The 11,838-nt window shown below is 64.8% G+C and carries 10 protein-coding genes; 6 read left to right on the top strand and 4 right to left on the bottom strand.

Annotation, left to right across the window (positions count from 1 at the left end; all coding sequences use genetic code 11):
- Nucleotides 1-61 precede the first annotated feature (61 nt).
- Both MRBLPB4O_RS06550 and pap read right to left on the bottom strand, forming a co-directional pair.
- On the bottom strand, nucleotides 62-1,024 hold the full coding sequence (locus tag MRBLPB4O_RS06550) for a DMT family transporter (RefSeq protein ID WP_341797851.1): 963 nt from the start codon (nucleotides 1,022-1,024) through the stop codon (nucleotides 62-64).
- Nucleotides 1,025-1,217: 193 nt separating this feature from the next.
- The gene (gene pap, locus MRBLPB4O_RS06545; protein ID WP_341797850.1) at nucleotides 1,218-2,711 is read right to left on the bottom strand and encodes a polyphosphate:AMP phosphotransferase; all 1,494 of its coding nucleotides are present in this window, start codon (nucleotides 2,709-2,711) and stop codon (nucleotides 1,218-1,220) included.
- A 136-nt stretch (nucleotides 2,712-2,847) separates the two neighbouring features.
- Here pap and mnmC point away from each other — a divergent pair, with 136 nt between their 5' ends.
- The 5 genes from mnmC to MRBLPB4O_RS06520 all read left to right on the top strand — a co-directional run bounded on the left by mnmC (nucleotide 2,848) and on the right by MRBLPB4O_RS06520 (nucleotide 10,169).
- Complete coding sequence (gene mnmC, locus MRBLPB4O_RS06540; RefSeq protein ID WP_341797849.1) at nucleotides 2,848-4,812, top strand: bifunctional tRNA (5-methylaminomethyl-2-thiouridine)(34)-methyltransferase MnmD/FAD-dependent 5-carboxymethylaminomethyl-2-thiouridine(34) oxidoreductase MnmC; 1,965 nt, start codon at nucleotides 2,848-2,850, stop codon at nucleotides 4,810-4,812.
- A 198-nt stretch (nucleotides 4,813-5,010) separates the two neighbouring features.
- On the top strand, nucleotides 5,011-6,798 hold the full coding sequence (locus MRBLPB4O_RS06535) for an N-acetylglutaminylglutamine amidotransferase (RefSeq protein WP_341797848.1): 1,788 nt from the start codon (nucleotides 5,011-5,013) through the stop codon (nucleotides 6,796-6,798).
- A 3-nt stretch (nucleotides 6,799-6,801) separates the two neighbouring features.
- Nucleotides 6,802-8,547, top strand: coding sequence for an N-acetylglutaminylglutamine synthetase (gene ngg / locus MRBLPB4O_RS06530; protein ID WP_341797847.1), 1,746 nt, complete (start codon nucleotides 6,802-6,804; stop codon nucleotides 8,545-8,547).
- A gap of 124 nt (nucleotides 8,548-8,671) precedes the next feature.
- Nucleotides 8,672-9,856, top strand: coding sequence for an osmoprotectant NAGGN system M42 family peptidase (locus MRBLPB4O_RS06525; RefSeq protein ID WP_341797846.1), 1,185 nt, complete (start codon nucleotides 8,672-8,674; stop codon nucleotides 9,854-9,856).
- An 85-nt stretch (nucleotides 9,857-9,941) separates the two neighbouring features.
- Entirely contained in the window at nucleotides 9,942-10,169 is a 228-nt protein-coding gene (locus tag MRBLPB4O_RS06520) for a YheU family protein (protein WP_059395309.1), read from the top strand.
- Between the two features lie 52 nt (nucleotides 10,170-10,221).
- Here the strand turns inward: MRBLPB4O_RS06520 and csrA are convergent, their stop codons facing one another.
- Entirely contained in the window at nucleotides 10,222-10,401 is a 180-nt protein-coding gene (gene csrA / locus MRBLPB4O_RS06515) for a carbon storage regulator CsrA (protein ID WP_341797845.1), read from the bottom strand.
- 291 nt (nucleotides 10,402-10,692) lie between these two features.
- Between csrA and MRBLPB4O_RS06510 the strand changes: the two genes are divergently transcribed.
- Nucleotides 10,693-10,845 (top strand): DUF3309 family protein, encoded by a 153-nt coding sequence (locus MRBLPB4O_RS06510; protein ID WP_003252624.1) that lies wholly within the window; start codon nucleotides 10,693-10,695, stop codon nucleotides 10,843-10,845.
- Between the two features lie 164 nt (nucleotides 10,846-11,009).
- On the opposite strand, the gene MRBLPB4O_RS06505 is transcribed toward MRBLPB4O_RS06510, so the two are convergent.
- Complete coding sequence (locus tag MRBLPB4O_RS06505) at nucleotides 11,010-11,819, bottom strand: SDR family oxidoreductase (RefSeq protein ID WP_016501033.1); 810 nt, start codon at nucleotides 11,817-11,819, stop codon at nucleotides 11,010-11,012.
- Nucleotides 11,820-11,838 lie beyond the last annotated feature (19 nt).

Raw genomic sequence — 11,838 nt, 5'->3', positions numbered from 1 at the left:
CTCTTTATTGCCTGCCCCGGCTCGATCGCTGGCTTGCCGGCGATCGGGCCGGAGCAAGCGATCAATGAACCTGGGCCAGCCGCGCCCGCCTCGCACGCCAACTGGCCACCAGCGAGGGCCCCAGCGCCACCAGCGCCGAGCCGGACACCACGGTCACCGCCCCTACATAGCCCAGCGCATTGATGTCCTCGGCGTGCACATACTCCGGCCACACCAGTGCCGCGAGTGCCACCGCAACAAAGGTCACCAGCGGTGTCAACGCCAGGGTGGCACTCACCCGCGACGCCTCCCAGTGCGCCAGCGCCTCGGCAAATGCGCCGTAAGCCACCAGGGTATTCAGGCAGCAGGCCAGCAGCAGCCAGCCCTGCACCGGAGTCAGTTGCAACGCCTCCAGCGGGTGTACCCAAGGCGTGAGCAGCGCAGCACAACTGAGGTAGATCACCATCATCACCTGCTGTGAATGCCACACGGTCAGCAGTTGCTTCTGGCTGAGGGCGTAGAACACCCAGATGCTGGTGGCCAGCAGAATGGTCAGCACGCCGGTGGTGTAGGTGCCCAATGAAGTCAGCAGCTCTTCGAGGCGCTGGTTGAAAAACAGGCCAAACCCCGCCAGCAGAATCACCAGGCCCACGCCCTGCCCCAGGCTGAAGCGCTCGCGGAACACGAACACGCTGGCCACCAGCAACAGCACCGGGCCGACCTGTACCACCAGTTGCGCGGTCCCAGGGCTGAGCAGGTTTAGGCCGATCAGGTACAGCACGTAGTTGCCCATCAGGCCCAGCACGGCCACCACTACCAGGCCTTTGCCCCTGGGTGCCAGCCGGGTGAATGACGGCTGGCGCCGCCTGGCTGCCAGCCAGGCGAACAGCAGGCCACCGGAAACCAGCAGGCGGTACCAGGTGACGGTGATCGGGTCGACCACCTGCAGTACCTGTTTGAGCTTGATCGGCAAGATGCCCCAGAGCAATGCGGTCAGAAGTGCCAGGAACAGGCCATAGCTCCAGCGGCCGGAAGTGGTGTGCATAGCGTCCTCGATCAAGCCCGTAGTGGGGGTGACTGAATTCTACGGGCTTGGAGGGCAGTGACGGGGAAGAGTGCCAAGAAAAGAATTCATCAGGTCATTCTTGTGTGGCATGGCTTGGCAGGTGTGCAGCCTGTTCTGGCCTCTTCGCGGGTTCACCCGCGAAGAGGCCAGAACAGGCAATCAAGAGCCCTGGCTATTTCTTGTCCTTGGCAAACGCCGCTTCAAGCGCCTGGTTGATGGTGCGCAGCACCTTGACCCGCGCCCAGCGCTTGTCGTTGGCCTCCACCAGCGTCCATGGCGCAATCTCGCTGCTGGTGCGGTCGACCATGTCGCCCACCGCCTGGGCATACTCGTCCCACTTGTCGCGGTTGCGCCAGTCGTCCTCGGTGATCTTGTAGCGCTTGAACGGGATCTGCTCACGCTCCTGAAAACGCTCCAGCTGGGTCTGCTGGTCGATCGCCAGCCAGAACTTCACCACCACCACACCGGCGTTCACCAACTGCTCTTCAAAGTCGTTGATCTCGCTGTAGGCACGCATCCAGTCGGCCGAACTGCAAAATCCCTCGACCCGTTCCACCAGCACCCGGCCATACCAGGAACGGTCGAAGATGGTGAACTTGCCGCGTGCCGGAATATGCCGCCAGAACCGCCACAGGTAGGGCTGCGCCCGCTCTTCTTCGGTGGGCGCGGCAATCGGCACGATGCGGTACTGGCGCGGGTCCAGCGCCGCCGCCACGCGGCGGATGGCACTGCCCTTGCCGGCAGCATCGTTGCCTTCGAACGCGGCCACCAGGGCGTGCCGGCGCATGCGCTTGTCGCGCAGCAGGCCGGCCAGGCGGGCCTGTTCGGTGACCAACTGCTCCTGATAGTCAGCCTTGTCCAGGCGCAACGTCATGTCCAGGGCGCCGAGCAGGCTGCGGTCGTCGATGCTGCGGCCCAGCGGGGCGACATTGCCTTGGTGCTTGCCCTTGGGGTTGTTGGCCAGCGCGGCTTGCAGGCTGTCCAGCAGGATGCGCCCCACCGCCAGGCTACGGTAGTTCGGGTCTACCCCTTCGACGACATGCCACGGCGCATAGTCGCGGCTGGTGCGGCGCAGCACGCGCTCGCCAAAGCGCACGAAGCGGTCGTAGGTTTGCGACTGCTGCCAGTCCAGCGGGCTGATCTTCCAGCTGTGCAGCGGGTCGTCCTTGAGCGATTTCAGCCGTGCCTTCATCTGCTTCTTGGACAGGTGGAACCAGAACTTGATGATCAGCGCACCTTCATCACACAGCATCTGCTCCAGGCGCTCGGCGCCCATGATGGCCTGATCGAGCACGGCATCCTTGAACACGCCGTGCACCCGCCCCTGCAGCATCTGGCTGTACCAGTTGCCAAAGAACACGCCCATCCGCCCCTTGGGTGGCAAAGCCCGCCAGTAACGCCAGGCGGGCGGCCGTGCCAGCTCTTCGTCGGTTTGCTGGTCGAAGGTGAGCACATCGATCATGCGCGGGTCCATCCACTCGTTGAGCAGCTTTACCGTCTCACCCTTGCCAGCGCCTTCGATGCCGTTGATCAGCACGATCACCGGGAAGCGCGCCTGCTGCTTGAGTTCGTACTGGGCTTCGAGCAGGGCCTCGCGCAAAGCGGGCACCTCGGCGTCGTAAGCCTCCTTGTCGATGCTGTGGCCGATTTCGGCGGATTCGAACATGCACTGGCTCCTTCAATGGATAAGCAAGACTAGCGGATTTCATTTATGCCTGTACTGACCTGTTCGCGAGTGAACGCGCTCCCACAGGTAACCCGGATGGCATAAAATCCCGCCATCCGCTGCAACCGAGCCAACCATGTCCACCCTCCTCCAGCACGCCCAGATCGACTGGGACGACCAGGGCCGCCCCCACTCGCGGCAATATGACGACGTCTATTTCGCGGTCAACGAAGGCATCGAAGAAACCAAACACGTATTCCTCGGCCAGACCCGCCTGGCCGAGCGTTTTGCCAACCTGACGCCGCACAGCTGCATGGTGATCGGCGAAACCGGTTTTGGCACCGGCATGAACTTTTTCTGCGCCTGGCAGCTGTTTGACCAGCACGCCCACAGCGACGCACGCCTGCACTTCGTGAGTGTCGAGAAATACCCCCTCGGCCACGACGACATGGCCCGCGCCGTGCGCCTGTGGCCTGAACTTGCCGCCTACACCGAGCCCCTGCTGGAACAATATGTGGCGGTGCACCCGGGCTTTCAGCAATTCACCTTCGCCAATGGCCGGGTCACCCTGACCCTGCTGATCGGCGACGTGCTCGAGCAGCTGCCACAGCTCGATGCGCAGATCGATGTGTGGTTCCTCGACGGTTTCGCCCCGGCCAAGAACCCCGACATGTGGACACCGGAGCTGTTCGCGCAGCTGGCGCGGCTATCGCACCCGGGCACTGTGCTGGGCACCTTCACCACCACCGGCTGGGTGCGCCGCAGCCTGGTCGACGCCGGTTTCGCCATGAAGAAGGTGCCAGGCATCGGCAAGAAGTGGGAGGTTATGAGCGGCGCCTACGTCGGCCCCCAGCCAGCCCAAGGCGCACCTTGGTACGCACGCCCCGCCCCTTCACAGGGGCCACGCGAGGCACTGGTGATCGGTGCCGGGCTGGCCGGCAGCACAACCGCTGCCAGCCTGGCCCGGCGTGGCTGGCAGGTCACCGTGCTGGAGCGCCACGAAGCGCCGGCCCAGGAAGCTTCGGGCAATCCGCAGGGGGTGCTGTACCTCAAGCTGTCCGCCCATGGCACCGCACTTTCACAGATGATCCTGTCCGGTTTCGGCTACACCCGGCGCCAGCTTGAACGCCTGCAGCGTGGCCGCGACTGGGATGCCTGCGGCGTGCTGCAACTGGCCTTCGATAACAAGGAAGCTGAGCGTCAAGGCAAGCTGGCTGCCGCCTTCGACCACGATTTGCTGCACGCACTGGAGCGCGCCGACGCCGAAGCCATCGCCGGGGTGGCCTTGCCGGCCGGCGGGTTGTTTTACCCCGAAGGCGGCTGGGTGCACCCACCTGCGTTGTGCCAGCAACAGCTGCAGCACCCAGGGATTCGGCTGGTCACCCATCAGGAAGTGCTGGAGCTGCGCAAGGCAGACCAGCAGTGGCAGGCCTGGGCAGGTGACCGCCTGATTGCCAGCGCGCCCGTGGTGATTCTGGCCGGTGCCGCCGAAGTAAGGCGCTTCGAGCCTTGCGCGCAACTGCCGCTCAAGCGTATCCGGGGGCAGATTACCCGCTTGCCCGCCACCGCCAGCAGCCGGGCGTTGCGCACCGTGGTGTGTGCGGAGGGCTACGTGGCGCCGCCGCGCGGTGATGAACATACCCTGGGCGCAAGCTTTGATTTTCACAGCGAAGACTTGGCGCCGACGCTGGCCGAGCACCAGGGCAACCTGGCGTTGCTGGACGAGATTTCCGTCGACCTGGCGCAGCGCCTGGGCACAGCCAGGTTGGCCCCTGAGCAGTTGCAGGGGCGCGCGGCATTCCGTTGCACCAGCCCGGATTACCTGCCGATCGTGGGGCCGGTAGCTGATGTACAGGCGTTTACCGAGGCCTATGCGGTGTTGGGCCGGGATGCGCGGCAAGTGCCGGATGTAGCCTGCCCTTGGCTGGATGGGTTGTATGTGAACAGCGGGCATGGGTCGCGCGGGTTGATCACGGCGCCGCTCAGTGGCGAGCTGGTGGCGGCCTGGGTGTGTGGTGAACCGCTGCCGTTGCCCCGGGCAGTGGCAGAGGCGTGTCATCCGAACCGGTTTGCCTTGCGTAAGCTGATTCGGGGGAAGTAAGAAATCGGGCCGCTGTGCGGCCCTTCGCGGGCTCGCCCGCTCCCACAGGCATAGCACGAGTCGGGCTTGCCCCCGGACATTGCCCAGCGGCCACATATAACAAATCGTTCTAAAACTCTCAAAAAGCACATCGGTCAGTTCCTTAAGGTGCCCTAATCCTGGGCGCCCCCTCCCCAACGGAAAAACCGGTAAGGACTTATGTGCGGATTAGCAGGAGAGTTGCGTTTCACCCCCATCGACCAGGCCCCTCGCCCAGCCGACCTGGCTGCAGTAGAGCGCATAACGCATCACCTGGCGCCTCGCGGCCCGGATGCGTGGGGCTTCCATAGCCAAGGCCCTATTGCCCTCGGCCACCGGCGCCTGAAAATCATGGACTTGTCTGACGGCTCGGCGCAGCCGATGGTCGACAACACCTTGGGCCTGTCACTGGCGTTCAACGGTGCCATCTACAACTTCCCCGAACTGCGCCAGGAGCTGCAAGACCTGGGCTACAGCTTCTGGTCCGACGGCGACACCGAGGTGCTGCTCAAGGGCTACCACGCCTGGGGCGCGGCCTTGCTGCCCAAGCTCAACGGCATGTTCGCCCTGGCCATCTGGGAGCGCGACAACCAGCGCCTGTTCCTGGCCCGCGACCGCCTGGGCGTAAAGCCCCTGTACCTGTCGCGCAACAGCGAGCGCCTGCGTTTTGCCTCGACCCTGCCAGCGCTGCTCAAGGGCGGCGACATCGACCCGATGCTCGACCCGGTGGCGCTCAACCATTACCTGAACTTCCATGCCGTGGTGCCGGCACCACGTACCCTGCTGGCCAACGTGCAAAAGCTGGAGCCCGGCACCTGGATGCGCATCGACCGCCATGGCGAGATCGAGCGCCAGACCTGGTGGCAGCTGAAATACGGTGCCAACCCGGATGAGCGTGAGCTGGACCTGGAAGGCTGGACCACCCGCGTGCTCGACGCCACCCGCGACGCCGTGGCCATCCGCCAACGCGCGGCCGTCGACGTCGGCGTGCTGCTGTCCGGTGGTGTCGACTCCAGCCTGCTGGTCGGTCTGCTGCGCGAAGCGGGCGTGGACGACCTGTCGACCTTCTCCATCGGTTTTGAAGATGCCGGTGGCGAACGTGGCGACGAGTTCCAGTATTCCGACCTGATCGCCAAGCACTACGGCACCCGCCACCACCAGCTGCGCATCGCCGAACACGAGATAATCGACCAGCTGCCAGCGGCATTCCGCGCCATGAGCGAGCCAATGGTCAGCCACGACTGCATCGCCTTCTACCTGCTGTCGCGGGAAGTGGCCAAGCACTGCAAGGGCGTGCAAAGCGGCCAGGGCGCCGACGAGCTGTTCGCCGGGTACCACTGGTACCCGCAGGTGGACGGCGCCGATGACGCCTTTGCGGCTTACCGCGATGCATTCTTCGACCGCAGCCACGCCGAATACCGCGACACCGTGCAGGCGCCCTGGCTGCTTGAAACCGACGCGGCCGGCGACTTCGTGCGCGAGCACTTCGCCCGCCCCGGCGCCCGCGACGCGGTGGACAAAGCCCTGCGCCTGGACAGCACGGTGATGTTGGTTGATGACCCGGTCAAGCGAGTGGACAACATGACCATGGCCTGGGGCCTGGAGGCACGTACGCCATTCCTCGATTACCGCCTGGTGGAGCTGTCGGCGCGTATTCCGGCGCGCTTCAAGCTGCCCGATGGCGGCAAGCAGGTGCTCAAGCAGGCGGCGCGACGGGTGATCCCGCATGAGGTGATCGACCGCAAGAAGGGCTACTTCCCGGTGCCGGGCCTCAAGCACCTTGAAGGCGCCACCCTGGGTTGGGTGCGTGAGCTGCTGACCGACCCCAGCCAGGACCGTGGGCTGTTCAACCCGGCCATGCTCGACCGCCTGCTGAGCAACCCGCACGGCCAGCTCACCCCGCTGCGCGGCTCCAAGCTGTGGCAGCTGGCGGCGCTGAACCTGTGGCTGAGCGAACAAGGAATCTGACCGATGAAAGCCCATGAAATCGCATACGGTCAGCGCCTGCTGCGCGGCCAGGCGCCGTCCTACGAGCGCCTGCAGGCGCGCCTGGCCGGCGACGGCAGCCTGCCCCACGACCAGCCGCGTGCCGTGCACTGCGGCTGGGGCCGGCTGCTGATCGGCCATACCTACCCCGACCCGGCCAGCCTGGCCGAGGCGCTGCTGGACGAAAGCCCCGGCGAGCGCGACATCGCCCTGTACGTGGCCGCGCCGCAGCAGTTGTTGGCCCAGGCCCCGCAGCAACTGTTCCTCGACCCGTCCGACACCCTGCGTCTGTGGTTTACCGACTACCGGCCAGCGCAGCGGGTGTTCCGCGGTTTCCGCGTGCGCCGGGCGCAGAACCCCGCCGACTGGCAGGCGATCAACACCCTGTACCAGGCGCGCGGCATGCTGCCGGTCGACGCCGAACTGCTTACGCCCCGGCACTTGGGCGGACCGGTGTACTGGCTGGCCGAGGACGAAGACAGCGGCGCGGTGATCGGCAGCGTCATGGGCCTGAACCACGCCAAGGCGTTCGATGACCCCGAGCATGGCAGCAGCCTGTGGTGCCTGGCAGTCGACCCGCACTGCACCCGCCCTGGCGTGGGCGAGGTGCTGGTGCGCCACCTGATCGAGCACTTCATGAGCCGTGGCCTGGCTTACCTCGACCTGTCGGTGCTGCACGACAACCGCCAGGCCAAGCGCCTGTATGAAAAGCTGGGTTTTCGCAACCTGCCCACCTTTGCGGTCAAGCGCAAGAACGGCATCAACGAGCAGTTGTTTCTTGGCCCCGGGCCGCAGGCGGACCTCAACCCCTACGCCCGCATCATTGTCGATGAGGCCCGGCGCCGCGGCATCGAGGTGCAGGTGGATGACGCCGCTGGCGGTCTGTTCACCTTAAGCCTGGGCGGGCGACGCATTCGCTGCCGTGAATCGCTCAGCGACCTGACCAGTGCCGTGACCATGACCTTGTGCCAGGACAAGCGCCTGACCCAGCACGCCCTGGGCAACGCCGGGCTGCAGGTGCCGGCGCAGCAGTTGGCGGGTAATGCCGACGACAATCTGGCGTTTCTCGACGAGCATGGCGCGGTGGTGGTCAAGCCGGTCGACGGCGAGCAAGGCCAGGGCGTGGCGGTTAACCTGACCTGCATCGATGACATCACCCGCGCCGTGGCGCACGCTCGCCAGTTCGACAGCCGCGTGCTGCTGGAAAGCTTCCATGCCGGGCTCGACCTGCGCATCGTGGTGATCGGCTACGAAGTGGTGGCCGCTGCCATCCGCCACCCGGCACAGGTGCTGGGCGATGGCAAACACAGCGTGCGCCAGCTGATCGAAGCCCAGAGCCGTCGGCGCCAGGCTGCCACCGGCGGCGAAAGCCGCATTCCGCTGGACGACGAAACCGAGCGCACCCTGCGCGCCGCGGGGCTTGGCTATGACGATGTGTTGCCTGCCAGCCAGCGCCTGGCCGTGCGACGCACCGCTAACTTGCACACCGGTGGCACCCTGGAAGATGTGACCGAACGCCTGCACCCGGTGCTGGCGGACGCTGCCGTGCGTGCTGCACGGGCGCTGGAAATTCCTGTGGTCGGGCTGGACTTCATGGTGCGCGATGCCGGGCAGCCGGAGTACGTGATCATCGAAGCCAACGAACGTGCCGGCCTGGCCAACCATGAACCCCAGCCAACGGCCGAGCGCTTTATCGACCTGCTGTTTCCGCATAGCCGGCCGTTGGCGTAACCGCTGATGGCCTCTTCGCGGGCGCGCCCGCTCCCACAGGCCCGCCACAGTTCCTGAGGCTTGTGGGGTCCCTGTGGGCGCGGCCGGGCCCGCGAAGAAGTCAACGCAACTCTAAGGAGTACTCATGTCCGAACGACTCCCCGAACCCGATCTCGACTACCTCAAACGTGTGCTGCTGGAGATGCTGGCCATCCCCAGCCCCACCGGTTTCACCGACACCATCGTGCGCTACGTGGCCGAACGCCTGGACGAGTTGGGCATACCCTTCGAGCTGACCCGCCGCGGCACCATTCGCGCCACCCTCAAAGGCCGCCAGACATCCCCCGACCGCGCCGTGTCGGCCCACCTGGACACCATCGGCGCCAGCGTGCGCCAGTTGCAGGACAACGGCCGCCTGGCGCTGGCACCGGTGGGTTGCTGGTCCAGCCGCTTTGCCGAAGGTAGCCGGGTCAGTGTATTCACCGATACCGGCGTGTTCCGTGGCAGCGTGCTACCGCTGATGGCCAGCGGGCATGCCTTCAATACCGCCATCGATCAGATGCCGGTGAGCTGGGAGCATGTGGAAGTGCGTCTGGATGCCTACTGCGCCACCCGCGCCGACTGTGAGGCACTGGGGATCAGCATTGGTGACTTTGTCGCCTTCGACCCGTTGCCAGAGTTTACCGAAAGCGGCCATATCAGCGCCCGTCACCTGGACGACAAGGCCGGTGTCGCGGCATTGCTGGCGGCACTGAAAGCTGTGGTGGAAAGCGGTCGCCAGCCGCTGATCGACTGCCATCCGCTGTTCACCATCACCGAGGAAACCGGCTCGGGCGCAGCCGGCGCCCTGCCATGGGATGTCAGCGAGTTCGTCGGCATCGACATTGCCCCGGTGGCACCCGGCCAGGCGTCCAGCGAGCATGCGGTGAGCGTGGCCATGCAGGACTCGTCAGGGCCCTACGACTACCACCTGTCCCGGCATTTGCTGAAGCTGGCCGGCGACCACGATTTGCCGGTGCGCCGTGACCTGTTCCGCTATTACTTCAGCGATGCCCATTCGGCGGTGACGGCGGGGCATGACATCCGCACCGCACTAGTTGCATTTGGTTGCGACGCCACCCATGGCTACGAACGCACGCACATCGACAGCCTTGCGGCGTTGAGCCGGTTGCTGTCGGCGTACTTGTTGAGCCCGCCAGTGTTTGCCAGCGACTCGCAGCCGGCCAATGCCTCGCTGGAAAGGTTCAGCCACCAGTTGGAGCACGATGCACAGATGGAAAGCGACACGCGAGTGCCTGCGGTGGACAGCCTGGTCGGCAATAAAAGCTGATGGCCTTGGGGGGCTGCTTGGCAGCCCCCCCAATTCCCGAACGTTTCGCGTAGCATTGCCACACTTACTTCAGAAACGACCCACCATGCTGATCCCCTACGACCAACTGCAAGCCGAAACCCTGACCCTGCTGATCGAGGACTTCGTCACCCGCGATGGCACCGACAACGGCGACGATACCCCGCTGGAGACGCGCGTACTGCGGGTGCGCCAGGCGTTGGCGAAGGGCCAGGCATTCATCCTGTTCGACCTGGAAAGCCAGCAATGCCAGTTGCTCGCCAAGCATGACGTGCCCCGCGAGCTGCTCGACTAGCAGGCCCGGCCCCCTTCGCGGGCAAGACTGCGCAGGGATGCTGAAGGCACCATCAGGCCTCGCCTTGCTTGGCCTCCTTGATGCGCTTGTACACCTCGGCCCGGTGCACCTGCACCGAGCGCGGGGCTTCCACGCCAAAACGCACCACGCCCTCCCGGACATCCACCACCATGATGCGGATGTTATCGCCAATCACGATGATTTCCCCCACTTCACGCCCGATTACCAACATGTTCCGATCCTCTTGCCAAAGGGAAAACCGGAGACTGCCTGCCAGGCATTCGGCTACTCAATAGTTCCACTACAATTCAGAAGAGCCCTACATTTCAGGGTAACTTCCCCTACAGACTATTCCTCGTGAACAGGACTTGGCGCGCACTTTCACCGGCCTATCGGCATTGTGCTGCGAAGCGGCCGGAACAAGCGGTACACCGATGGAATCTTTCGCAAGCGGCGCCGGTCCGATTTAACAAGAGGCCTGCAGTTCGAGGCCCTTGCCCCTCAACCACGCAAGGACTCCACCATGACCACGATCCTTATCATCATCCTGATTCTGCTGCTGATCGGCGGCTTACCGGTCTTCCCCCACTCGCGTAGCTGGGGCTATGGCCCGTCCGGCATTATTGGCGTGGTATTGGTGATTCTGCTGGTCTTACTGTTGCTCGGGATGATATGACCCGATGCGGACAGCCACTTCAGGCGACCGCTGAAATGAAAACGCCCCGACAAGCGGGGCGTTCTTGAGTGCTGCGATTGCTCCGATTTAGCGCATCAGCTGCCTGGGACTTGTCGAGCGCAGGCTTGCACCAGCCTGCCCCGGTCAGTGCTTCTACAGCCCCTTCATCGCGAAGGGGCCTTTGCGCGCATTTTCACCGCCATATCGGCCATCTCATCATACAGCCGCTCAGGCGCCTGGCATTTCAGCTGCCAGGCCTGGCGCCCGGCCTCGTGGGGCAGAATCAGGAACTCGCCCGCGGCGACCTGCTGATGAATGTACCCGGCAATGTCAGCGGCGCTGATCGGCGAACCCTCCAGCAGCTTGCCCACCTGCGCCTTCATCGCCGGGTTCGGCCCGCGAAACGAGTCCAGCAGGTTGGTCTGGAAGAACGACGGGCACACCACGTGCACCGACACCTCCAGCTGGCGTAACTCCACCAGCAGGCTTTCCGAAAGCGCCAGCACGCCAGCCTTGGCGACGTTGTAGTTGCTCATGCCAGGGCCCTGCATCAGTGCGGCCATCGATGCAACGTTGATGATCCGGCCCTTGCTGCGCTCCAGCAGCGGCAAAAAGGCCTTGCAGCCCTTGACCACGCCCATCAGGTTGACCGCGATCTGCCAGTCCCAGTCTTCCAGGGACAGTTCGGCGAAAAACCCGCCAGACGCAACGCCAGCGTTGTTGACGATCACGTCGATGCCCCCGAACTGCTCGGTGCATGCCTGGGCCAGGGCAGTGAGCTGGCTGTAATCACGCACATCGCAGCGCTGGATGAAGCCTTCGCCGCCGGCGGCACGGGCCAGTTCCAGGGTTTCGCGCAGGCCGTTTTCGTTGACATCGGCCAGCGCCAGGCGCCAGCCCTCGCGCGCCCAGCGCAGGGCGATCTCGCGACCGAGGCCGGACCCGGCGCCGGTGATCATGATGCGGTTATGCATGTTGGCTGGCCTTGTTCTG

Source organism: Pseudomonas sp. LPB4.O (assembly GCF_038383825.1).
Taxonomy (GTDB): Bacteria; Pseudomonadota; Gammaproteobacteria; order Pseudomonadales; family Pseudomonadaceae; genus Aquipseudomonas; species Aquipseudomonas putida.
This window is presented reverse-complemented; position numbering and strand designations above follow the sequence as displayed.

What these genes read in the sequence shown, in the direction of transcription:
- MRBLPB4O_RS06510 (WP_003252624.1), top strand. Translation starts at nt 10,693, where the DNA reads ATGACCACGATCCTTATCATCATCCTGATTCTGCTGCTGATCGGCGGC.
- pap (WP_341797850.1), bottom strand. Translation starts at nt 2,711, where the DNA reads ATGTTCGAATCCGCCGAAATCGGCCACAGCATCGACAAGGAGGCTTAC.
- MRBLPB4O_RS06525 (WP_341797846.1), top strand. Translation starts at nt 8,672, where the DNA reads ATGTCCGAACGACTCCCCGAACCCGATCTCGACTACCTCAAACGTGTG.
- ngg (WP_341797847.1), top strand. Translation starts at nt 6,802, where the DNA reads ATGAAAGCCCATGAAATCGCATACGGTCAGCGCCTGCTGCGCGGCCAG.
- MRBLPB4O_RS06535 (WP_341797848.1), top strand. Translation starts at nt 5,011, where the DNA reads ATGTGCGGATTAGCAGGAGAGTTGCGTTTCACCCCCATCGACCAGGCC.
- MRBLPB4O_RS06550 (WP_341797851.1), bottom strand. Translation starts at nt 1,024, where the DNA reads ATGCACACCACTTCCGGCCGCTGGAGCTATGGCCTGTTCCTGGCACTT.
- csrA (WP_341797845.1), bottom strand. Translation starts at nt 10,401, where the DNA reads ATGTTGGTAATCGGGCGTGAAGTGGGGGAAATCATCGTGATTGGCGAT.
- MRBLPB4O_RS06520 (WP_059395309.1), top strand. Translation starts at nt 9,942, where the DNA reads ATGCTGATCCCCTACGACCAACTGCAAGCCGAAACCCTGACCCTGCTG.
- MRBLPB4O_RS06505 (WP_016501033.1), bottom strand. Translation starts at nt 11,819, where the DNA reads ATGCATAACCGCATCATGATCACCGGCGCCGGGTCCGGCCTCGGTCGC.
- mnmC (WP_341797849.1), top strand. Translation starts at nt 2,848, where the DNA reads ATGTCCACCCTCCTCCAGCACGCCCAGATCGACTGGGACGACCAGGGC.